Here is a 21,304-nt window from a genome sequence, read left to right on the forward strand (position 1 = left end):
CCAACCTGTAATCACTACCCGTTCGAAAGTCAGGATCGCCATGGACTGTATTTTGCAAATGCGTGATATCACCAAGGAGTTTCCGGGTGTGCGCGCATTGGACAAGGTCAATATAGAAGTCCACCGCGGAGAAATACATGCGCTGGTGGGCGAAAACGGGGCCGGGAAATCAACGTTGATGAAGGTGCTGAGCGGTGTCTATCCGCATGGCAGCTATGACGGCCAAATCCTCTACGAAGGTCGGGAGAAACAGTTTCGCGGTATTGCGGACAGCGAACGCGAAGGCATCATTATCATCCACCAGGAACTGGCGCTGGTTCCTTTGCTGAGCATTGCGGAGAATATTTTCCTCGGAAATGAGAGAGCCAAACGCGGGATTATCGACTGGCGCGAGACCAATCGGCAGACAGCAGAACTGTTGAAGCGTGTCGGGCTTGATGAAAACCCGGAAACCCCGGTCGACGATCTCGGTCTCGGCAAGCAACAACTGGTCGAAATCGCAAAAGCTTTGTCCAAGGAAGTCAAATTGCTGATCCTGGATGAGCCGACGTCGTCATTGAATGAAAAAGACAGCGATGCCCTGCTGGACCTGCTGCTTGCGTTGCGGGAACGCGGGATTACAGCCATCCTGATTTCCCACAAATTAAACGAGATATCCAAAGTCGCTGACAGGATTACAGTCCTGCGCGATGGCGCGACAGTCAACACCACCGACTGCGCAACGTCTCCAGTCAGCGAAAACGACATCATTCGGGACATGGTGGGCAGGAATCTGTCCAACCGCTATCCGGAACGCACGCCCAAGATCGGTGAAACAGTCCTGGAGGTGAAAAACTGGACCGTTCACCACCCCATCCACGATGACCGGTTGGTGGTGGACAATGTCAGCTTTTCCCTGCGCCGGGGCGAGGTATTGGGTATTGCAGGCTTGATGGGGGCCGGCCGCACAGAACTGGCCATGAGCCTGTTCGGCCGTGCATACGGGCGACATATTACCGGTGACGCCCTCATTGATGGCCACCCTGCAGACCTGTCAACCGTCCCACGCGCCATCAATGCAGGGCTTGCCTATGCGACAGAGGACCGAAAAACCTTCGGCCTTGTTCTGGATCAGACAATCCGCCGCAACGTTCCGCTGGCCAACCTGCCTGGGATTTCATCCCACGGAGTAGTCGACGATCATCGTGAGCGCGATGTGGCTTCCGACTTCCGCCAGCGGATGAATGTGAAATGCTCGTCCGTTGAGCAGGAAACGGTCAATCTGTCCGGCGGCAACCAGCAGAAAGTTGTGCTGTCAAAATGGCTTTTTGCCGACCCGGACATTCTGATCCTGGATGAACCAACCCGGGGCATCGATGTCGGGGCCAAATTCGAAATTTACACAATCATTCGCGATCTTGCTGCGGCGGGCCGGTCGGTCATCGTGATTTCATCCGAGATGCCGGAACTTCTGGGCATCACCGACCGCATTTACGTCATGAACGAAGGACGTTTTGTCGGCGAATTGCCAACGGCAGATGCCTCGCAGGAAAAGATCATGTCCATGATCATCAAGTCAGGTGGGTAATCCAATGGACCAAAGTGCAATTTCATCATCAACGGCCCGGCAGGAAGCCCCGTCGGTTCTCAATTTTATCCGCAAACATATCCGGGAATACGGCATTCTTGTCGCCCTGATTGTCATCATGGGTTTCTTTCAGGTTGCCACCGGCGGCATTCTGCTGAAGCCGGTCAATATCACCAACCTGATCCTGCAGAACAGCTATATCGTGATCATGGCAATCGGCATGTTGCTGGTGATCGTCAGCGGCAATATCGACCTTTCGGTGGGGTCCGTTCTGGGATTTGTCGGCGGGCTTGCTGCGATCATGATCGTGCATTGGCATATGAACTATGTCCTGACAGCCGTCATCTGCCTTGCTGTCGGCGCCGTCATCGGGGCCGCGCAAGGCTTCTGGGTCGCCTATTACAAGATTCCATCCTTCATTGTGACCTTGGCGGGCATGCTGGTCTTCAAGGGACTTACCCTCTGGCTGCTTGAAGGCCAGTCTGTCGGCCCGTTCCCTGCGCAATTCCAGTTGATCGCCTCCGGCTTTATTCCCGACCTTTTCGGCAAGAACGCGATCAATCTCTTTTCGTTATTCATTGGCGTGATGGTAGCAAGCGCCATCCTGATCATGGCATCCCGCGCCCGTCTTCAACATCAGAAGACCGGAATCGTGGACGAACCCTTTGCCTTTTTTGTCGTCAAACACGCGCTGATCTTCGTGGCGCTGATTTACCTCAGCTATCTGATGGCGGGTTTCCGTGGCCTTCCCAATGTTTTCATTATCATGGCCCTGCTGATTGCCGTCTACAGCTTCATCGCCGGTCGAACGACCATCGGTCGCCGTATCTATGCCATCGGTGGCAATGAGAAGGCGGCGAAGCTCTCCGGTATCAACAGCGAACGGCTGACCTTCCTGACATTTGCCAATATGGGCATGCTGGCAGCCCTTGCCGGTCTCGTCTTTGCCGCGCGGCTCAACACCGCCACCCCCAAGGCCGGGCTTGCCTTTGAACTGGATGTCATCGCCGCGGTCTTCATCGGTGGGGCGTCCATGTCCGGCGGAGTCGGCACGATTGTCGGTGCCGTGGTCGGGGCCTTTATCATGGGCGTGATGAACAACGGTATGTCGATCCTGGGCATCGGGATCGACTGGCAACAGGTCATCAAGGGTCTCGTGCTGCTGGCAGCCGTGATTTTCGACGTCCTCAATAAGAATAAGAGCTGAAAGGAGGCAGGCTATGTTGCTGTCACAAATTCGATCGACCGACGGAACCATATGCGTCGTAGCCCGGGACGGAACCGAAGCCTTTGAGGTTCAGGGTGTCGACAGTGTTTATCAGCTTGCCTGCGATTGTGCGGCCGAAGGCGTCGGTCTCGCAGCAAAGATAACCTCGCTCGGCTTGGGACAGGCCGTGGATTTGGAGCAGGCCTACCACGAAGGCCGCATCCTGACGCCGATCCATCATCCGGACCCCGCACATCTGCATTTGACCGGGACGGGTCTGACGCATCTGGGGTCGGCATCCACCCGCGATGCGATGCATCAGAAGGCACAGGATGAGGAAAACCTCACGGACTCTATGAAAATGTTCAACATGGGCCTCACCGGCGGCAAGCCGTCGAACGGAACACCGGGTGTTCAACCGGAATGGTTCTACAAGGGTAATGGCGCCGCCGTCGTTGCACCGGGAGAGCCCCTGACAAGGCCCGAATTTGCCGAGGATGGCGGTGAGGAACCGGAGATCGCCGGCATTTATGTCATCGGTTCGGACGGCACCCCTTTCCGGGTCGGCTACGCTTTGTCGAACGAATTCTCCGACCATGTAATGGAACGGACGAATTATCTCTATCTCGCCCATTCCAAACTGCGTCCGGCAAGTTTCGGCCCTGAAATACTGATCGGTGACCTGCCGCAAGATATTCAGGGCGTATCACGGGTCCGGCGCGGCAGCGATGTGGTCTTTGAAGCACCATTTCTGTCAGGCGAGGCCAATATGTCCCACAGCATCGGCAATCTGGAACATCACCATTTCAAATACGAAATTTTCCGGCAGCCGGGTGATGTCCACATTCATATGTTTGGTACGGCAACTCTTTCCTTTGCCCAGGGCCTCCACACAGAAGCCGGTGACATATTCGAAATACAGGCATCCGCCTTTGGTCTGCCGCTGCGCAACGCTTTGAGATCCGGCAAAGGCCAGACAAACGACACCGTAACCGTGCGCCCACTGTGACAAAAGGGGGAAGACAATGAGTTTTACACCGGCCCCATGGCCGCGCAAGCTGCGGTCGCATGAGTGGTATATCGGCGATAGCCGAGACAATATCTATCACAGGTCATGGATGAAGAACCAAGGGCTGCCGGATGACGTGTTCGACGGCAGGCCCGTGATCGGCATCTGCAATACATGGTCGGAGCTTACCCCCTGCAACGCGCATTTGCGGGACCTGGCCGAACGTGTCAAACGTGGCATCCTTGAAGCAGGTGGCCTGCCTGTTGAATTCCCGGTCTTTTCCGCCGGTGAAAGCAGCCTGCGCCCAACGGCGATGATTTATCGAAACCTTGCCGCCATGGATGTGGAAGAGGCCTTACGCGCAAACCCACTGGACGGCGTTGTCCTTATGGTCGGCTGCGACAAGACCACGCCCGCCCTGATGATGGGTGCCGCCAGTGTTGATATTCCGGCCATTGTCGTCAGCGGCGGCCCGATGCTGAACGGTTGGTTCCGTGGAGAGCGCCTCGGGTCGGGCACTGCCTTGTGGCAGATGTCCGAAGACATCAAGGCGGGCAAGATATCGCGCGAGGATTTTCTCGAAGCCGAACAGTCCATGAGCCGCTCGCCCGGTTCCTGCAATACGATGGGAACGGCATCGTCAATGGCATCCATGGCCGAGGCCCTGGGCATGGCGCTGTCCGGCAATGCGGCCATCCCTGCGGTCGACAGTCGCCGCCGGGTCATGGCCCAGATGACGGGGCGGCGTGCCGTCCAAATGGTGAAGGACGACCTGAAACCCTCGGACATTCTGACCAGAGAGGCCTTTGAAAACGCGATACGCACCAATGGCGCCATCGGCGGCTCCACCAACGCTGTCATTCACCTGCTGGCGCTCGCCGGACGGATCGGCGTTGACCTGACATTGGATGACTGGGACAGGTTCGGGCGGGACATTCCCACCATCGTCAACCTCATGCCGTCAGGCGACTACCTGATGGAGGAATTCTTTTACGCAGGCGGCCTGCCGGTCGTTATCAAACGGCTGGGGGAGGCAGGTTTGCTTCACAAGGATGCCCTGACGGTTTCCGGCGGCACCATGTGGGACGAGGTGAAAGATGCCAGGAACTGGAATGAAGATGTCATCCGGTCTTTCGATAAGGCCCTGACATCACAGGGCGGCATTGCCGTTCTCAAAGGCAACCTTGCCCCCAAAGGTGCGATCATCAAGCCCTCTGCCGCCAGCCCCCACCTGATGAAACACCGCGGCCGCGCCGTCGTCTTTGAGAATATCGACGACTACAAGGCCCGGATCGAAGACGAGGCGCTCGACATCGATGAGACTTGCGTCATGGTTCTTCGTAATTGCGGCCCCAAAGGATATCCCGGCATGGCCGAGGTTGGTAATATGGGACTTCCGCCGAAGGTGCTGCGGAAGGGCATTACCGACATGGTGCGGATTTCCGATGCGCGCATGTCCGGCACGGCCTACGGCACGGTCGTGTTGCATAGCGCACCCGAGGCCGCCGTCGGCGGGCCGCTTGCCATTGTCCGGACGGGCGACATGATCGAACTGGATGTCGCCGAACGTCGCCTTCATCTGGACCTGCCGGATGATGAAATCGAACGCAGGCTGTCCGAATGGCAATCACCGATTGAACCGCCCGTTGGTGGCTACGCCCAACTCTTCCACACACATGTTCAAGGGGCGGATACAGGCGCCGATTTCGACTTCCTGAAAGGCGGGCGGGGGAAGGAGGTGCCACGTGAAAGCCACTAAAACCCCGATAGCAATTGTTGGCCTGGGCAAAATCGCCCTGGACCAACACGTTCCGTCAATCACCGCCTCTCCGGCCTTTCGGCTGGCGGCTGTGGTCAGCCGGAACGCAGGGCTTGAGGACTTGCCATTCTATCACAGCCTGAAGGATCTGTTGGCAAACGAGCCGGACATTTCGGCGGTTGCCCTATGCGTTCCGCCGCAGGTCCGCTTTGAGTTGGCCCGCATGGCCCTGGAAGCGGGACGGCATGTCCTTTTGGAAAAGCCACCCGGTGCCTCGCTCTCGGAAGTGGAAGCCCTACGGCAGATCGCATCCAGGCAAAACCGCGTGCTTTTTGCGACATGGCATTCCCGCTTTGCCAAAGGTGTCGCCCCGGCCAAAGACTGGTTGGCGAATAGGGTAATTCACAAAGTGACGATCACCTGGCGCGAGGATGTGCGGCGGTGGCATCCGGGCCAACAATGGATCTGGCAACCCGGTGGGCTTGGCGTTTTCGATCCCGGCATTAACGCCCTGTCCATCCTGACGGAAATTCTGCCGGACCCGGTACATGTAACCAAGGCCGATCTGGAATTCCCTGAAAACTGTGACACGCCGATCGCCGCCCGCCTGTCCATGCAGGGTCCTGGTGAACTGCAAGTCCAGGCCGATTTCGATTTCCGCCAAACAGGCCCGCAAAGTTGGGACATCAAGGTTGAAACCGCCGATGGACAACTTTTGCTAAAGGGTGGTGGCGCAGAGTTGACCATCAACGGGGAAAGTCAAACCAAAGGCGACGCGCTGGAGTCCGAATATGACGGCATATATGCACATTTCGCCGGTTTGCTGAAGGCTGGCAAAAGTGACGTAGACACAGCCCCCCTTTGCCACGCGGCCGATGCTTTCCTGCTAGGTCGACGCATCACCACCGACGCCTTCCACGATTGAAAGACGAAGACGGACACATGTTGGAAACATCTCTCTATCGCCTTCACGGAAAACATCTGATTGCAGGCGAATGGGTCGCTGGTGACACGACCTTCACCTCTGATCCCGCGCATGGCGCATCGCATTGCTTTACTCAAGGCTCATCCACCCTGATCGACAGGGCCGCAAAAGCCGCGGAAGAGGCGTTCTGGTCTTATGGCTTTTCCTGTCGCGAAAGCCGTGCCGCCTTCCTCGAGGCAATCGCGGATGAAATCGACAGGCGCGCCGACGCCATAACCGAAATCGGCGCAAGCGAGACCGGACTACCGAAAGCCCGTCTTGAAGGCGAACGCGGTCGCACGATTAACCAGCTTCGCCTGTTCGCAACGCATATTCTTAACGATGCCTATCTCGACCGGCGTCATGACCCGGCCCTGCCGGATCGTGCTCCCCTGCCGCGCCCGGATCTCAAGATGGTGCAACGTCCCATCGGCCCTGTTGCCGTTTTCGGTGCCTCAAATTTCCCGCTGGCATTCTCCGTCGCAGGTGGCGATACGGCCTCTGCTCTCGCCGCCGGATGCCCCGTTGTCGTCAAAGGTCATCCGGCCCACCCAGGAACCTGCGAGATCATCGCCGATGCCATCCATGCCGCACTTCACACTTCCGACATTCATCCCGGGGTTTTCAACCTGGTTCAAGGAAGCACTCACGAAACCGGCGCGGCCCTGGTACAACACCCGTTGATCAGGGCCGTGGGTTTCACCGGGTCGCTCGGCGGTGGCCGTGCTCTGTTTGACCTTTGCGCCACACGCCCCGATCCAATCCCGTTTTTTGGAGAGTTGGGTTCCGTAAATCCAGTATTTCTGCTCCCCAAAGCCTTGAAGGCCCGAGGCAACGACATCGCCCAGGGCTGGATCTCCTCACTGACCCTGGGGGCCGGGCAGTTCTGCACAAATCCCGGTGTTTTGGTCGCCGTAGACGGTCCGGAACTGGATGCATTCATCGCGTCTGCCTCCGCCCTGCTTGAACGATGCGAACCACAAGCCATGCTGACAGGCGCAATCGCAGAGGCCTATCGGAACGGGCGTAACCGGATCGCAAAGCATGCAGACGTCGACGCACATTTAACGCCCGACAGCGGGGACCGAAAGGCATCCCCATCATTCTTCACCACAAGCGGCGAAAGCTGGCTTACCGATGAAACGTTGGGAGAAGAGATCTTCGGCCCTGTCGGCATCATTGTGAAGGCCGCGGATATGGGGCAACTGTTGGAAATTGCCAACGGGCTGCAGGGGCAATTGACCTGCACGCTCCACTTGGACGCGGAAGACAGGGAAGCAGGACAGGCCCTGTTGCCTATTCTTGAGCGAAAGGCTGGCAGATTGCTGGCCAACGGCTTCCCGACCGGCGTTGAAGTCTGTGACGCAATGGTGCACGGCGGCCCCTATCCTGCCTCCACCAATTTCGGTCACACCTCCGTTGGTACCCTGTCCATACGACGGTTCCTACGTCCTGTCTGTTACCAGGACATACCAGAGGCGTTGCTCCCCAAAGACCTGATGAATGTTTGAATGCAGATGGCAATGGATCACTCCGCACCCACCAATTGGGTTGCCGTCGACTGGGGCACGAGCAATCTGCGAGCCTGGCTCATCGGGGACGACAACACGAATATAGAGCAGCGTTCTTCCGATCAGGGCATGGGGCGTCTTGAACCCGGGGATTTTGAACCAGTCTTGCTTTCAATGCTCTCTGGCTGGCTCCCCGCCGACGGGGTCCTGCCTGTCCTGATTTGCGGGATGGCTGGTGCGCGCCAGGGCTGGGCCGAAGCCCCTTATCTGACGGTTCCCTGTTCTCCGCCCACGGCGGCCGGTGCCATAACACCGCCAACGAAAGATCCAAGGCTCCGGGTTCGTATCCTGCCGGGCCTATGCCAAACAGAACCGGCCGATGTGATACGCGGTGAAGAAACGCAACTGGCCGGACTTCTGGCACAAGCCCCCACCTTCGAAGGTGTCGTTTGTCTGCCCGGAACACACACAAAATGGGTGCAAATCACAGGAGGAACAATCTCCACCTTCAGGACATTCATGACAGGGGAGCTTTTTGGCCTGTTAGCGCGGCAGTCCGTCCTGCGTCATACGGTCACGGACTGCGGTTGGGACAATAAGGCCTTCGCCGCAACCCTGATTGACAGTATTGCCCCGCCGCAGACGTTGACCACAAGGCTCTTTTCTCTACGCGCAAAAGATTTACTCGAAGGCCTGGATGCCGCAGTGGCACGGGCGCAACTGTCCGGGATGTTGATCGGGACGGAACTCGCCGCCCTCGACCCTTTGTGGCTGCTCGACGAGGTCGTGATCATTGGTGACCTTAAACTCTCAGCTCTCTACAACGAAGCTCTGGCACTCACCGGCATTTCGGCCAGACTACTGGACGCAGAGGCGATGACATTGGCTGGTTTGAAGACAGCCTATAAAAGGATAGGAGAACCAGTCTTATGACCCGACGCAATCTGATCGCTATCCTGCGCGGGATCGAACCCGCAGAGATTGAACCGGTTGCCGCCGCCCTGGTAGAAGCGGGGATATCAATGATCGAGGTCCCCCTGAATTCGCCTCACCCGTTCGAAAGCATCGCCCGGCTCGCCGATGGCTTTGGCGATGTGGCATTGGTTGGCGCAGGTACAGTCCTGACCGTCGACGACGTGACAAGGGTAAAACAGGCGGGCGGCAATTTGATCGTCTCCCCCGACTGTAACGCAGATGTTATAGCAGCAACGAAGGAAGCAAGCATGATCTCCTGGCCCGGAGTCATGACGCCCAGTGAGTGCTTTACCGCCTTAAGGGCTGGTGCAGATGGACTCAAGCTGTTTCCGGCGACCCAAATCGGCATACAGGGCCTCAGGGCCTTTCGGTCAGTTCTTCCATCCCGTACCGCCATCTACGCCGTGGGGGGTGTCGGTCCTGATAATTTCACCGACTGGTTTGACGCAGGAGCCGATGGCTTCGGTTTGGGCACCGCGCTCTATCGCCCGGGCGACAAGGCCGAAGTGATTGCCCCCCGCGTACAAGCCATTGTGGCGCGCTATGATCAATCCCTAGGCAACAGATAGATTTATGACCTGCGCCCTTAATTTGGCATTGTCTGACAATGCCTCCCCCAAAGTGGCGGCGTGCTGATCCGATGAAATTGCGAAGCCTATGCATGCTGCATCCCACAGGGTGCCACAGTTATTGCCATCTGGCATCGCTGTAAATCAATGGCTTAGATAAAAGTTTGCCAAAGCTATTGTCCGCATGTGTCGCAGTTGCTGTCATTTCTGCACAAATTTGTCAGATTTGGTGTCATTCGTGTCCCCAGGAACTCAGGATGAGCGCAATTTCATCGCCAAACTAGCCATTATCGCTCCTTGTCGAGATCTGAGCCGTCATCGCCACCGTCAAGCGCTAGGACCTGGCTTTTTGTTCAGGCAAGCTCGCTTATTGAGGATGTCTCAAAATCGAAATCATCCTCGTAACGGGCTGTAAGGAAGTTCATGAAACGGTTATGGAATTGCCGTGTGTGCTCATGGGCCAGGCGGTCCGCCTCTGCCACATCCTGCCTCCTGATTGCCTCTATGATGTCGAAATGTTCCGACGTCAGCAGTCCTTCGGTGGTTGAGCGTGCCAGATAGTCGAAATGCATGTGCAGGATACGGCGGCCTTCGTCCAAAAGCCTGCCATAGGCGTTTGCGAGGTAATCGTTTTTGCCTGCCAGGGCGACAGCCATGTGAAAGTCGCGATTGGTTGCCGACATTTTAAGATAATCATTGTCGATACAGGCCTTGTCGAAAGCTTCGGCATATTTATGCATGCGCTTTATTTCTTTGTCCGTCCGGAATTTCGCAGCAAGCCGCGTGTTGATCCGTTGAAGAAAGTCCAGGGCCTCAACATAACGCGGAAAGCCGACCATATTGACGGGCGCGACCAGGGTCGACCTGTTGGACAGCATCACAACCAGACCGTCCGCTGAGAGCCTGACCAAAGCTTCCCGCACAGGGGACCGGGACATGGCGAATCGTTGAGACAGGCTCGTCTCGTCCAGCGGTACTCCCGGGGCAAGCTCAAGCGTTAGAATTTCCCGGCGGAGTTCATCATAGACGAATTTGGCGCCGCGGCCCTTTGCATGTCTGGCGGCAGGTGGTTGATTCTCATCCAGTTTTTCCGGTGCGGTCATCGCGACCCTCTCCATTCTTCTTGTTGTTGCAGTCAACACGATTTCCAGGTTGATAACAATTCTATTGACGTGTCGTCACATTGTCGACATAAATCATGCATGCAAAATGTCGACAAAGATTGACTGATCTAACAGAGAAAAAATGGGAGACGAGAATGATTAATTGGAAAAAAGGCTTGGCGCTTGCCGCAGCCGCATTTGTTCTAACGGCCCAGGCCAGCTATGCGGATGTTGCGGAAAACAGTCGATTGAACACTGTTTTGAAACGTGGTTCGCTGTTATGCAGTGGTCATAACGGGTCTTTCCTGGGCTTTGCGGAAGTCGACGACAAAGGGAAATGGAAAGGTGTCGATATCGACCTTTGCCGGGCTTTGTCTGCGGGCCTATTCGGCAAATCCGACGGTCATTTGGAGATCGTCCCCGTCAGCTGGGCGCAACGTTGGCCAGCGCTGCAATCGGGCGATATCGACGTTGTCATCAAGGTCTCCGGCTGGACTCAAAGCCGGGATACCGAGCTTAATCTCGCCTATAGTCAGCCCTATTTCATCGGCGCCTTTCAGGTCATGGCGCGGGCCGATCTGGGGGCGAGCGGCGTTGCCGATCTGGATGGCGGGTCGATCTGCGTTTCCGCGGGCACGTCGACCGAACGTGTGCTGGCCACCTATTTGGAAAGTAACAATATCGACGCCGAAGTCATCGTCTTCGAAAAAGGCGATGAGGTTCGGAGTTCCTATTTTGCCGGCCGCTGCGACGGCATGATTGAATGGGCGCCAAGCCTGGCAGCAATTCGTGTGGATGCGCCAAACCCCAAAGACCATGTGATCCTGCCCGACGTGCTGGACCTGGAGGCTGAAGGCATTATCGTGCCGGAAGGTGATCCGGACTGGCTGGACGTGCAGAACTGGATGCTCAGCTCCTTGTGGTTCGCTGAAGCGAATGGGATCACCTCCGCCAATGTCGATGAGATCCGCGCCAATCCGCCGTCGTCGACCATTGAGAAGTTCCTGGGCGTGACGCCGGGCTATGGCGAGCGCCTCGGCCTGCCGGATGACTGGGCCTATAATATGATCAAGGAAGTCGGCAATTTTGCGGAGATCTACGATCGAAATATCGGATCCGGTTCACCATATAAGCTGCCTCGCGGCATTAATAGCCTCTACAAGAATGGTGGCGTGTTCTATCCGCTGATCATCGATTAATCCCTGACTGTCTACGGAGGTAGGGCGGGATAGCCCTGCCTCCCGGGCGGCAATGCGAGGGGGTATTATGCTGGAGCTCTTCAAAAATAAGTCGGTACGCGATGCAGCCTTTCAGGCCAGTTTTGTAGGCAGTCTGCTGGCGGTTGTCGTGGTGTTTGTGATGACAGCGCACGTTAATCTTGAGGCGCAGGGCATTACGTCTGGCTTTGGTTTCCTGGACCGCGCAACCGGTTGGAAAATCAATTTTTCCCTGATCGAATATTCGACTTCATCGCCTTATTGGAGAGCAATTCTGGTTGGGGCGCTGAATTCCCTCTTTGTCGGGTTTATCTCGTTGGCGGCGGCTACAATGATCGGCGTGACAATTGGCGTTATGCGCACTTCCGGCAACGGTATGGCTGAGTTGTTGGGGGCTGTCTATGTTGAGACGTTTCGAAATATTCCGCTGCTTTTGCAGCTCTTCTTCTGGTATGCGCTGCTTACCAGCCTGCCCAATCCCAAGGAAGTACCACTTCTGTTCGGCGGTATTGCACTGACGGGCCGCGGTATCTTCATGCCAGGACTGAATGTCACGGGTGAATCCGTGTTCCTGGGCGCGGTGGCGCTTGTTATTGCGGCGGGCCTATCGCTTTGGATCGGGGCGGCCCGGCAGTTCAGCGGCATGGATACCGGTCGCAAGAAAAACCTACGCCGGTGGGCATGGCTGGCCGCTTTGGCTCTTGCTGCCCTATTCATATGACATGGCCGCCTGCCGGAGACACCGCTCGTCAACATGCCCTATCTGAAGGGGCTGAACTACCGAGACGGCATTCGCGTTTCGCCGGAACTTCTGGCCTGCATCATTGCCATATCGATCTATGGTGGGGGCTATATTGCGGAGATTATTCGCGCAGGTTTCAATGCCGTTGGTAAGGGGCAGGGTGAGGCGGGTTATGCCCTCGGTCTCACGCGCTGGCAGATATTCAGCCGCATTCGCTTTCCATTGGCGATCCGTGCCGTAATGCCGACCATGATCAACCAATATGTCTGGCTCCTGAAGGCCACGACCATAGGAATTGCCGTCGGTTTTTCCGACTTCTTCATGGTGATTTCGACCTCGATCAACCAGAGCGGTCAGACTCTTGAGCTGATCGGAATTCTCATGGGTGGTTTTCTTTTGATCAACTACCTGATGGCCTGGGTGCTCAATCGCGTGAATGACGCGATCAAGCTCAAGGGCACGCAGCTACGTAGTTAGAGGGGGCGGAAATGACCAACGTGTACCACGGCCTCAACTTCCTCGACGTGATCCGCAAACGCTATTTCTCGACCAGGATTGATGCTGTTGCAACGCTACTTTTTGGTACGGTTGCGGTTTGGATTTTGTGGAACCTGCTTGACTGGGCCCTGTTTGGAGCGGTCTTCGGGGCGGAAGACCGAGAGGCCTGTGGCCAGGCGGGTGCCTGCTGGTCGGTGATTGCCGCGCGCTGGCGGCTGATCCTCTTCGGTCTCTATCCCTTCGAGGAACAATGGCGTTCAGGCATTGCCTGCTTCGCGATCATTCTGGTGGGCGCTTTGTCATGTGTGCCTTGGTTCTGGAACGCCAAACGCCTGGCAACGCTCTGGCTTGTCGGTTTTGGAGCTTTCTATGTTCTGATGCGCGGGGGGTATTTCGGATTGACGCCCGTATTTGAACAGAATTGGGGCGGGCTTTCGCTGACGCTGTTCATTTTTGCCGCTGTTGCAATTATCGGAATGCCGACGGCAATTATTTTTGCTTTGCTGCGCCGGTCCGATCTGCCTTGGGTGTCGCGCGCTATGGGGCTGGTTATCGATACAATACGGTCGTTGCCGCTGCTATCGATCATGTTCACTTTTGCCATCGTACTGCCGTTCGTGCTGCCCGATTGGTTGATAGGGGACAAGCTCTATCGGGTGATCGTGGGATATGCTCTGTTTTTCGCCTGCTATCAGGCGGAGATCATCCGCAGTGGCATGCAAGCGCTTCCGGCAGGACAGGAAGAGGCGGCCAAGGCGCTCGGCATGGGGTATTGGCACCGTATCGGCTATATCGTGCTGCCCCAGGCCTTTCGCAATGCTCTTCCCCCGACGATCAATCAGTTTGTGATCACCCTGAAGGAAACCTCCCTGGTCGTGATTATCGGATTTTTCGATGTGCTGGCATCCGGTAATGCCGCCTTCGGCACGGCTGAATGGAATTTCGCGAATGTGGAAGTCTATACCTTCGTCGCGGTTGTTTTCTTTGTCTTTGTTTTCGCATTGTCGCGCTACGGCGCCTATCTGGAACGCCGTTTGGGCGTCGTCCGCCGCTGACGGAGGAATCAATGTCCACTACCGCCATCCGTATTACCGATATGCACAAATATTACGGCAGTTTCCATGTGCTGAAAGGGATCAACCTGGAAGTGGCTCAGGGGGAGCGTATCGTGGTTTGCGGCCCATCTGGGTCAGGCAAATCGACCTTGATCCGCTGTATCAACAAGCTTGAGGATCACCAGGTTGGCTCTATCAATGTGCTGGGGACCGAACTGGATGACAACCTCGACCATATCGATGTTGTCCGCCGGGAGGCGGGGATGGTTTTCCAGCATTTCAATCTCTTCCCTCATATGACGATTCTGGAAAACTGCACCTTGGCCCCGATCCTGGTGCGCAAGCAGCCGAAGGCGGAAGCCGAGGCAGTAGCCATGGAATATCTGGCCAAGGTGAAGATTCCGGAGCAGGCGGGCAAATATCCCGGGCAGCTCTCGGGGGGGCAGCAGCAACGCGTGGCGATCGCACGGGCGCTGTGCATGAAACCCGAAATCATGCTGTTCGACGAGCCGACTTCCGCCCTCGACCCGGAAATGATTTCTGAGGTGCTGGATGTCATGGTCGGTCTCGCCGGGGAAGGCATGACCATGGTCTGCGTCACCCATGAAATGGGCTTCGCCCGTCAGATGGCAGACCGGGTGATTTTCATGGCCGACGGCGAGATCGTCGAACAGGGGCCACCGGACCAGTTTTTTGAGAATCCCGAGAACGACCGGACCAAGGCGTTTCTGAGCCAGATTCTTGGGCATTAGGCAATTTGCGCGCCCGATACCGTCCATCCATGCCCGCTCGACAGCATGTCAGACGATGTGGATGGTCCTCTCAACATGTCCATAAGTAAGGATTACAGATATGAAGCTTTCAGGAGTTATGCCCGCGCTCGTCACACCCTATGACGCGAATGGCAGGATCGATTTCAAGGCCTATGAGGCTTTGCTGAAACATTTGCGCGCCGCAGGCTGTTCCGGCTGGACGCCGAACGGTTCTACCGGTGAATATAACGCCATGACGGCCGACGAGCGCGTTGAAGTCCTGAAATTCGTCGCCGATTTTGCCAATGATGACGAATTCCTGATCGCGGGCACCAATGGCGGCTCCACACGCGAGGTGATCGAGCATACCGAACGGGCCTATGACCTGGGCTACCGGACGGTACTGTTGTCCGCGCCCTACTATGCGATGCCGGCGGAAGACGAGCTGATCAAGCATTACCAGGCGGTGCTGGATGCCGTGGATGTGAATATCGTCCTTTACAACTATCCGCCGAAAGTCGGCGTTGAGGTCACTTTCGATGTAATCGATGCCCTGGCGGACCATCCGCGGGTGATCGGTATCAAGGAAAGCTCCGGCCTGTTGCAGCGCGCGGTGGATATCTACAGCCGTTATAATGGCCGGGTCCAGCTGGTTTCCGGGTCCGATGACATCGCGCTCGATTTCATGCTTTGGGGGGCGGACAGCTGGATTTGCGGTCCGGCCAACTGCATGGCCAAGGCCTGCGTGGACCTCGACCGGACCTACAAGTCGGGAGATCTGGACGCCGCGCGGGAAAAAATGGTCCGGCTTTACAAGGCAATGAACAGCCTGGAGACCGGTAAATTCGTCCAGAAGGTAAAATATGGCTGTGAATTGCAGGGCGTGCCGGTGGGCAACTGCCGGGCACCGCTGCAGCCGCTGTCGGCGGAGGAAAAGGCCGATTTCCGCGCAGCAATGGAACCGATCCTGAACTGGTAGTCTCCCTCGCCCTGGGGCGGCGGTGACGCTGCCCCATTTTTTTGGATAACAAATATGAGTCATGTAGTGGTTGTCGGCGGCGGTGTTGTAGGGATCTGCTGTGCGCTGGAATTGCTGGGCGATGGCCACCAGGTAACAGTATTGGAACCTGGAGCCGTCGGTGAAGGCGCTAGTTGGGCATCCTGCGGATCGATTGCGGTCAGCGAAATCATCCCGCTCTCAAAACCAGGAACGCTGATGCGCGCGCCGAAATGGCTGCTGGACCCGATGGGGCCGCTGACCTTGCGCGGCTCCTCGCTCGTCGGTGTGCTGCCCTGGTTCATGCGCTTCGCGGGCAATTCCCGAATGTCGCGTATCAAGGCTATCAGCAATGATATCTCGGTTCTGACGCTCAGGGCATTGGCGGATATCGAAACACTGCTGGCGCAGCATGGCTTGTCCGATCTTCTACGCCAAACCCCTGTAATCGAGCTTTATGACAGTGAACAGGATCTGGCGCATGAGCGGCATTTCCACGAGATTCGCCGGAGGCTCGGTTTCCGTATAGACGAGATCTCGGGCCGCGAAGCAAAGGAGATGGAACCTTCCATCGCAATCGATTTTGCCTGTGCCGCCGTGTTCCGGGACTGGCGCTCCGTGGTGGATACCAAGCGCTTCGTCGTTGATCTTCATAAGGCCTTCGCGGCGCGCGGCGGCGTGGTGAAACCCGTCGGCGCATCGGCTTTTTTACGTGATGCGGACCGGGTCGCTGGGGTCTCGACCACTTCCGGTGAAATCATTCGGGGAGATCAATATGTTCTCGCTGCCGGGGCCTGGTCCAAAAAGCTCGCCGAGGATATCGGGATCAGGATCCAGCTTGAAGGCGTGATTGGTTACCAAACCAATCTGACCGATGCCGGTGTCGCTGTGGAACATGGGCTGATTTATGCGAAAGGCGGTTTCGGCATAACGCCCTATGAAAGCGGCCTTGCCGTGGCGGGCAGTATCGAATTCGCCAAATTGAATGCAAAGCCCGACTGGAGGCGTGCGGATATTCTGGTCGAAAAGGCACGGCGCGTGCTGCCCGGTCTGCAGACCCGATCGGCGGAGCGGCGTTATGGGCGTCGTCCGCTGACGCCTGATACCAAGCCGATTATCGGTCGCTCGCCACAAGTGGGGAATATGATTTTTGCCACCGGGCATGGTCAGCTCGGGCTGACCCTTTGCGCTACTACCGGGCGGCTGGTCAAGGAGATCGCCGGGGGAAGGGTCCCCAATATCGACATGGCGGCCTATCGGCCCGATCGTTTTTAGAGGAGGCATATAATGCAGGATAAATTGTTTATCGATGGCAAATGGGTTGACGCGCAGTCGGGTGAAAAATTCGATGTCGTCGACCCGTCCAATCGCGAAGTGTTTCATCGGATCGCCCGCGGCGGAGCCGCAGACATTGATGCGGCGGTTACCGCGGCAAGAAAAGCCTTCGACTATGGTCCTTGGCCGCGGATGGGCGGCGCCGAACGCGCCGCAATCCTACGCCGGATGGGCGATGAGATAGAGGCCCGGAAGGATGAACTGGCGCGTCTGGAAGTTCGCGATAACGGTAAACCTTTGCCAGAAGCGATATGGGATATTGAGGATACGGCGGGATGTTTTCATTTTTACGCCGACCTGGCCGAAAAGTTGGATCAGAACCCGGAACAGGATATCCCTCTGTCGATGGACGGTTTCTCCTCCAAGGCCGTGAAGGAACCGGTCGGGGTGGCGGGTGCTGTCATTCCCTGGAATTTCCCCATGCTCATGGGCGCCTGGAAGGTCGCACCTGCGCTGGCGGCGGGATGCAGCGTGGTTCTTAAACCGTCGGAGGTCACATCGATGACGGCCTTGGAATTCGGTATCGTTGCCCAGAAGGCTGGGCTGCCCGATGGTGCATTGAACATTGTGACCGGTTTCGGTCCCGATGCGGGGCAACGTCTGGCGGAACATCCCGGCGTCGACAAACTGGCCTTCACCGGCTCGGTACCGACGGGCAGGCGCATCATGCAAACCGCCGCGCAGGACATCAAAGCCATCACCCTGGAACTGGGCGGTAAATCCCCGCTTGTCGTCTTCGAAGATGTGAAGATCGACGAGGCGGTCGAATGGGTGCTGTTCGGTATCTTCTGGAATAAGGGGGAGGTCTGCTCCGCAACCTCGCGTGTCCTGGTCGCGGAGGCCATCTATCCGAAATTTATGGAGCGCCTGGTTGAGGAAGCGCGCAAGATCAGGATCGGTCATGGCCTGGAGGAAGGCGTGTTACTGGGGCCACTGGTGAACCAGAGCCAGCAGGATAAAGTCCTGGCGGCGATTGAACGTGGCAAGACGGAGGATGCCAAGATGGTCTGCGGCGGTGGCATTCCTAAGGGGTTGGAGCACGGCTGCTATGTGGAACCCACCATCTTTGCCGATGTGTCCCCGGATTGCTGGATATGGAAAGAAGAAATCTTCGGTCCTGTCGTCTGCGTGCGCAGCTTCAAGACGGAAGAAGAGGCGATCCGGCTGGCCAATGATTCCCGTTTCGGTCTTGCCGCTGCGGTCATGTCCAACGATCTGGAACGCGCCGACCGCGTTGCGCGCGCCTTCCGGGCCGGGATCATCTGGGTCAACTGCTCCCAGCCCACCTTCGTGGAAGCGCCCTGGGGCGGTTACAAACAATCCGGCATTGGTCGCGAATTGGGGGAATGGGGCCTGAACAACTATCTCGAGACCAAACAGATCACCTCCTATGATCGATCCAAACCCTGGGGTTGGTATTTGAAGGAATAGAATGATGCGTTGGAAACGGAGCCTGCAACTGGTTGATGTACATTGTGCCGGTGAGATCGGTCGGGTGGTTACCGGAGGTGTTCTTGACATCCCCGGCGCCACGATGGCGGCCAAGCTGGCCCATATCAACGATGTCGATGACAACCTGCGCCGCTTTCTCTGCTCCGAACCGAGAAGCGGCCCGGCAGGCTCCGTGGTGCTTCTGCTTCCGGCGACAACGCCGGAGGCTGATACCGGCTTCATCGTGCTGCAGCCTGACCAGGCCCATGCCATGTCGGGGTCAAATGCCATGTGCGCCGTCACCGCGATCCTGGAAACCGGGATGAAGGAGATGGTGGAGCCGGAAACCGTTGTGACCTTGGACACTGCGGCCGGTCTGGTCCGTGCGGTGGCCCAGTGTGAAGACGGTAAAGTCATCAGGGTGACGCTCGATATGCCGCCGTCCTTTGTCGCGTCGAAGGGAGCTGTAATCGATACCCCCGAATGGGGAGTGATCACCTATGACCTGTGTTTCGGCGGCGTTTTTTACGCCCTGGTCGATGTGGACCAGTTGGGGCTGACGATCGCGCCGGAAAATGCCCGCGATCTGGCGATGAGCGGGGTGTGTCTCCGCAACCGGATCGCGGAAGCGACCGAAGTCCGGCACCCTACGATTCCAGCGCTTAACGGCCTCGCTTATGTCATGTTCCGCAGCGAGGAGCCTGATGGGGCGATCCGCACCTGCACGACCCTGCGGCCGGGACGCGCTGACCGCTCGCCATGTGGTACCGGTTCCAACGCCAGCATGGCTGTGCGCCATGCCGAGGGCCGGATGAAGCCTGGGGATGTCGTGATTTCCCGCTCCATTATCGGTGGCGAGTTTTTAACGGAGTTCGTCGAAGAAACCCGGGTCGGCCCCTATATCGCGACGCGCAATCGGGTCTCGGGCCAATGCTGGATCTACGGGATCAGCCAGGTCGGCCTCGACCCGACGGACCCGTTCCCCCACGGTTTCACACTATCCGACACTTGGGGAGGATGAGCAGATGCCGAACGTGGAACAGCCGCTTTCAGGACAAAGCATCTTGGTGACCGGCGCGAGCGGGGGCATCGGGGCAGCCATCGTCGAACGGCTGGCTTTGGAGGGCGCCCGCCCGATCATCCAATATGGGCGGGATGAGAAGGCCGCTACCGCTCTTCTCGAACGTATCGGCGGCGAGGGTTGGATCATCCAGGCAGATCTGGCCAATCCCCTTGGGGCGGCGGCCCTATGGGATCAAGCGGTTTCCCGTGCGGGGCGCATCCACGGCCTCGTCAACAATGCGGGTATACGCAGTGAAATCGCAATCGACGATGCTCTTGATCAGTGGCAGGCAGCCTGGCATCGGGAATTCCAGGTCGACTTCTTCGCGGCCGTTGATCTTTGCAGATCCGCGATCCGGCATTTCCGCGACTGCGGTGGTGGCTGCGTCGTGAATATGGCCAGCCGAGCCGGTCAGCGCGGCTACAGCGCCGACGCCATGCCCTATGGCGCGGCGAAAGCAGCCCTTATCAATTTAACCAAATCGATTGCCGGCAGCTTTGGTCGGGACGGTGTCACCGCCGTTGCGGTCGCGCCCGGATGGGTTCGCACGGACATGGCGGAGGATTACATCGCGCGTTTCGGCGAGGCGGCGGCAGTCAGGGATATTCCGACGGGGGCCATGGCCATGCCGTCGGAGATTGCGGAGCTTGTCGCCTTTGTCCTGAGACCGTCGCAGAAATCCCTCAACGGCGCGACGCTGGACGTGAATGGCGGGAGTTACATCCGATGACATACGAAAGTCCCTATGTGAGGTCAAATTTTGCGCCCCGGTTTGAAGGCAAGATCGCAATTGTGACCGGCGGTGGGGGCGGTATCGGATCAGCTGTATGCCGACGGTTCGCTGCGGAAAGTGCATGCGTCGTCGTCACGGATCTGAATGGCGACGCCGCTAGGGACGTGGCAGATCGAATTAGCGAAGAAGGAGGGACGGCGCATGCCATCGCGGCTGACATTTCCGATGGCGCGGCCTGCCGTGTGCTTGTTGATGAGGTCCTGAACCGCCACGGCAGCATCGATGTCCTGGTCAATAATGCCGGCATCAATCGACGGGGAAATCTTCTCTCGATCACCGAGGAAGACTGGCATGCCAGCTTTGCCGTCAATCTGGATTCCATGTTTCACCTCTGCCGGGCGGTATTGCCGCCGATGATAGCGGCGGGCGGCGGCGCCATCGTCAATACAGCTTCGCAATGGGGCTTATATCCCGCACCCGATCATATCGCCTATAACGTGAGCAAGGCCGCGGTCGCGTCCTTTACCCAAAATCTCGCCCGTGACTATGCCCCCGACAAAATCCGGGTGAATGCCGTATGCCCGGGCGAGGTGCGTACGCCGATGCTGGAATCCGGGTTGGCCCGGTCGGGCCGAACAGTCGAAGATTTAAACAGGCTCGTGCCCTTCGGGCGTATTGGCGAGCCGGATGAGATCGCAGCGCTGGCCGCCTTTCTTGCTTCAGGCGAAGTCCCGTATCTATGCGGCGCCTTGATTGAGATCACAGGCGCGCAGCCGGTGGCCTGAATGGACAATGTGCATATCAGGTTGATGAGGGC

20 protein-coding genes are annotated in these 21,304 nt (G+C 57.5%); 19 read left to right on the plus strand and 1 reads right to left on the minus strand.

Going from position 1 to position 21,304, the window contains the following annotated elements:
- Window positions 1-58: 58 nt before the first annotated feature.
- Genes mmsA through IF205_RS05895 form a run of 8 tightly spaced genes read left to right on the plus strand, consistent with a single transcriptional unit; the run spans window position 59 to window position 9,561 of the window.
- Entirely contained in the window at window positions 59-1,567 is a 1,509-nt protein-coding gene (gene mmsA / locus IF205_RS05860) for a multiple monosaccharide ABC transporter ATP-binding protein (protein ID WP_446007713.1), read from the plus strand.
- 4 nt (window positions 1,568-1,571) lie between these two features.
- Window positions 1,572-2,774 carry a multiple monosaccharide ABC transporter permease gene (gene mmsB / locus IF205_RS05865; protein WP_259782359.1) on the plus strand — a complete coding sequence of 401 codons (1,203 nt, stop codon included), beginning with the start codon at window positions 1,572-1,574 and terminating at the stop codon, window positions 2,772-2,774.
- Between the two features lie 13 nt (window positions 2,775-2,787).
- Complete coding sequence (gene araD1 / locus IF205_RS05870) at window positions 2,788-3,783, plus strand: AraD1 family protein (protein ID WP_259782360.1); 996 nt, start codon at window positions 2,788-2,790, stop codon at window positions 3,781-3,783.
- 16 nt (window positions 3,784-3,799) lie between these two features.
- The gene (gene araD / locus IF205_RS05875) at window positions 3,800-5,542 is read left to right on the plus strand and encodes an L-arabinonate dehydratase (protein WP_259782361.1); all 1,743 of its coding nucleotides are present in this window, start codon (window positions 3,800-3,802) and stop codon (window positions 5,540-5,542) included.
- The gene (locus IF205_RS05880; protein WP_259782362.1) at window positions 5,529-6,467 is read left to right on the plus strand and encodes a Gfo/Idh/MocA family protein; all 939 of its coding nucleotides are present in this window, start codon (window positions 5,529-5,531) and stop codon (window positions 6,465-6,467) included. Before araD ends, IF205_RS05880 begins: the two co-directional genes overlap by 14 nt.
- Window positions 6,468-6,484: 17 nt before the next feature.
- Window positions 6,485-8,017, plus strand: a complete 1,533-nt coding sequence (locus tag IF205_RS05885) for an aldehyde dehydrogenase (NADP(+)) (protein WP_259782363.1) — start codon at window positions 6,485-6,487, stop codon at window positions 8,015-8,017.
- A gap of 12 nt (window positions 8,018-8,029) precedes the next feature.
- The gene (locus IF205_RS05890; RefSeq protein WP_259782364.1) at window positions 8,030-8,950 is read left to right on the plus strand and encodes a 2-dehydro-3-deoxygalactonokinase; all 921 of its coding nucleotides are present in this window, start codon (window positions 8,030-8,032) and stop codon (window positions 8,948-8,950) included.
- Entirely contained in the window at window positions 8,947-9,561 is a 615-nt protein-coding gene (locus IF205_RS05895) for a 2-dehydro-3-deoxy-6-phosphogalactonate aldolase (RefSeq protein ID WP_259782365.1), read from the plus strand. The genes IF205_RS05890 and IF205_RS05895 overlap by 4 nt, the downstream gene beginning before the upstream one ends.
- 353 nt (window positions 9,562-9,914) lie before the next feature.
- Here the strand turns inward: IF205_RS05895 and IF205_RS05900 are convergent, their stop codons facing one another.
- The gene (locus tag IF205_RS05900) at window positions 9,915-10,664 is read right to left on the minus strand and encodes a GntR family transcriptional regulator (RefSeq protein ID WP_259782366.1); all 750 of its coding nucleotides are present in this window, start codon (window positions 10,662-10,664) and stop codon (window positions 9,915-9,917) included.
- Between the two features lie 155 nt (window positions 10,665-10,819).
- On the opposite strand from IF205_RS05900, the gene IF205_RS05905 reads away from it, so the two are divergent.
- From IF205_RS05905 to IF205_RS05955, 11 genes are all read left to right on the plus strand, one after another.
- The gene (locus IF205_RS05905; RefSeq protein ID WP_259782367.1) at window positions 10,820-11,863 is read left to right on the plus strand and encodes a transporter substrate-binding domain-containing protein; all 1,044 of its coding nucleotides are present in this window, start codon (window positions 10,820-10,822) and stop codon (window positions 11,861-11,863) included.
- Between the two features lie 67 nt (window positions 11,864-11,930).
- On the plus strand, window positions 11,931-12,602 hold the full coding sequence (locus tag IF205_RS05910; protein ID WP_259782368.1) for an ABC transporter permease subunit: 672 nt from the start codon (window positions 11,931-11,933) through the stop codon (window positions 12,600-12,602).
- 33 nt (window positions 12,603-12,635) lie between these two features.
- A complete protein-coding gene (locus IF205_RS05915; protein ID WP_259782369.1) occupies window positions 12,636-13,100 on the plus strand; it encodes an ABC transporter permease subunit in 465 nt (154 codons plus the stop codon).
- Between the two features lie 11 nt (window positions 13,101-13,111).
- The gene (locus IF205_RS05920) at window positions 13,112-14,176 is read left to right on the plus strand and encodes an amino acid ABC transporter permease (protein WP_259782370.1); all 1,065 of its coding nucleotides are present in this window, start codon (window positions 13,112-13,114) and stop codon (window positions 14,174-14,176) included.
- Window positions 14,177-14,187: 11 nt separating this feature from the next.
- Window positions 14,188-14,928 carry an amino acid ABC transporter ATP-binding protein gene (locus tag IF205_RS05925; RefSeq protein ID WP_259782371.1) on the plus strand — a complete coding sequence of 247 codons (741 nt, stop codon included), beginning with the start codon at window positions 14,188-14,190 and terminating at the stop codon, window positions 14,926-14,928.
- Between the two features lie 100 nt (window positions 14,929-15,028).
- Window positions 15,029-15,907 (plus strand): dihydrodipicolinate synthase family protein, encoded by an 879-nt coding sequence (locus IF205_RS05930; protein WP_259782372.1) that lies wholly within the window; start codon window positions 15,029-15,031, stop codon window positions 15,905-15,907.
- Window positions 15,908-15,961: 54 nt separating this feature from the next.
- Complete coding sequence (locus IF205_RS05935; RefSeq protein ID WP_259782373.1) at window positions 15,962-17,200, plus strand: NAD(P)/FAD-dependent oxidoreductase; 1,239 nt, start codon at window positions 15,962-15,964, stop codon at window positions 17,198-17,200.
- A 12-nt stretch (window positions 17,201-17,212) separates the two neighbouring features.
- Window positions 17,213-18,691 carry an aldehyde dehydrogenase family protein gene (locus tag IF205_RS05940; RefSeq protein ID WP_259782374.1) on the plus strand — a complete coding sequence of 493 codons (1,479 nt, stop codon included), beginning with the start codon at window positions 17,213-17,215 and terminating at the stop codon, window positions 18,689-18,691.
- A gap of 1 nt (window position 18,692) precedes the next feature.
- Window positions 18,693-19,712, plus strand: coding sequence for a proline racemase family protein (locus IF205_RS05945; RefSeq protein WP_259782375.1), 1,020 nt, complete (start codon window positions 18,693-18,695; stop codon window positions 19,710-19,712).
- Between the two features lie 4 nt (window positions 19,713-19,716).
- A complete protein-coding gene (locus tag IF205_RS05950) occupies window positions 19,717-20,484 on the plus strand; it encodes an SDR family NAD(P)-dependent oxidoreductase (protein WP_259782376.1) in 768 nt (255 codons plus the stop codon).
- Window positions 20,481-21,272 carry an SDR family NAD(P)-dependent oxidoreductase gene (locus tag IF205_RS05955; protein ID WP_259782377.1) on the plus strand — a complete coding sequence of 264 codons (792 nt, stop codon included), beginning with the start codon at window positions 20,481-20,483 and terminating at the stop codon, window positions 21,270-21,272. Before IF205_RS05950 ends, IF205_RS05955 begins: the two co-directional genes overlap by 4 nt.
- Window positions 21,273-21,304 lie beyond the last annotated feature (32 nt).

It is taken from the genome of Aestuariispira ectoiniformans (assembly GCF_025136295.1).
Classification (GTDB): domain Bacteria; phylum Pseudomonadota; class Alphaproteobacteria; order UBA8366; family Aestuariispiraceae; genus Aestuariispira_A; species Aestuariispira_A ectoiniformans.

Excerpts from the sequence above, each read along its gene's own strand:
- IF205_RS05900 (WP_259782366.1), bottom strand. The coding sequence starts at position 10,664 with ATGACCGCACCGGAAAAACTGGATGAGAATCAACCACCTGCCGCCAGA.
- IF205_RS05955 (WP_259782377.1), top strand. The coding sequence starts at position 20,481 with ATGACATACGAAAGTCCCTATGTGAGGTCAAATTTTGCGCCCCGGTTT.
- IF205_RS05935 (WP_259782373.1), top strand. The coding sequence starts at position 15,962 with ATGAGTCATGTAGTGGTTGTCGGCGGCGGTGTTGTAGGGATCTGCTGT.
- IF205_RS05930 (WP_259782372.1), top strand. The coding sequence starts at position 15,029 with ATGAAGCTTTCAGGAGTTATGCCCGCGCTCGTCACACCCTATGACGCG.
- araD1 (WP_259782360.1), top strand. The coding sequence starts at position 2,788 with ATGTTGCTGTCACAAATTCGATCGACCGACGGAACCATATGCGTCGTA.
- mmsA (WP_446007713.1), top strand. The coding sequence starts at position 59 with ATGCGTGATATCACCAAGGAGTTTCCGGGTGTGCGCGCATTGGACAAG.
- IF205_RS05925 (WP_259782371.1), top strand. The coding sequence starts at position 14,188 with ATGTCCACTACCGCCATCCGTATTACCGATATGCACAAATATTACGGC.
- IF205_RS05905 (WP_259782367.1), top strand. The coding sequence starts at position 10,820 with ATGATTAATTGGAAAAAAGGCTTGGCGCTTGCCGCAGCCGCATTTGTT.
- IF205_RS05885 (WP_259782363.1), top strand. The coding sequence starts at position 6,485 with ATGTTGGAAACATCTCTCTATCGCCTTCACGGAAAACATCTGATTGCA.
- IF205_RS05890 (WP_259782364.1), top strand. The coding sequence starts at position 8,030 with ATGGATCACTCCGCACCCACCAATTGGGTTGCCGTCGACTGGGGCACG.
- IF205_RS05945 (WP_259782375.1), top strand. The coding sequence starts at position 18,693 with ATGATGCGTTGGAAACGGAGCCTGCAACTGGTTGATGTACATTGTGCC.
- IF205_RS05895 (WP_259782365.1), top strand. The coding sequence starts at position 8,947 with ATGACCCGACGCAATCTGATCGCTATCCTGCGCGGGATCGAACCCGCA.
- IF205_RS05940 (WP_259782374.1), top strand. The coding sequence starts at position 17,213 with ATGCAGGATAAATTGTTTATCGATGGCAAATGGGTTGACGCGCAGTCG.
- IF205_RS05950 (WP_259782376.1), top strand. The coding sequence starts at position 19,717 with ATGCCGAACGTGGAACAGCCGCTTTCAGGACAAAGCATCTTGGTGACC.
- IF205_RS05910 (WP_259782368.1), top strand. The coding sequence starts at position 11,931 with ATGCTGGAGCTCTTCAAAAATAAGTCGGTACGCGATGCAGCCTTTCAG.
- araD (WP_259782361.1), top strand. The coding sequence starts at position 3,800 with ATGAGTTTTACACCGGCCCCATGGCCGCGCAAGCTGCGGTCGCATGAG.
- IF205_RS05920 (WP_259782370.1), top strand. The coding sequence starts at position 13,112 with ATGACCAACGTGTACCACGGCCTCAACTTCCTCGACGTGATCCGCAAA.
- mmsB (WP_259782359.1), top strand. The coding sequence starts at position 1,572 with ATGGACCAAAGTGCAATTTCATCATCAACGGCCCGGCAGGAAGCCCCG.
- IF205_RS05915 (WP_259782369.1), top strand. The coding sequence starts at position 12,636 with ATGCCCTATCTGAAGGGGCTGAACTACCGAGACGGCATTCGCGTTTCG.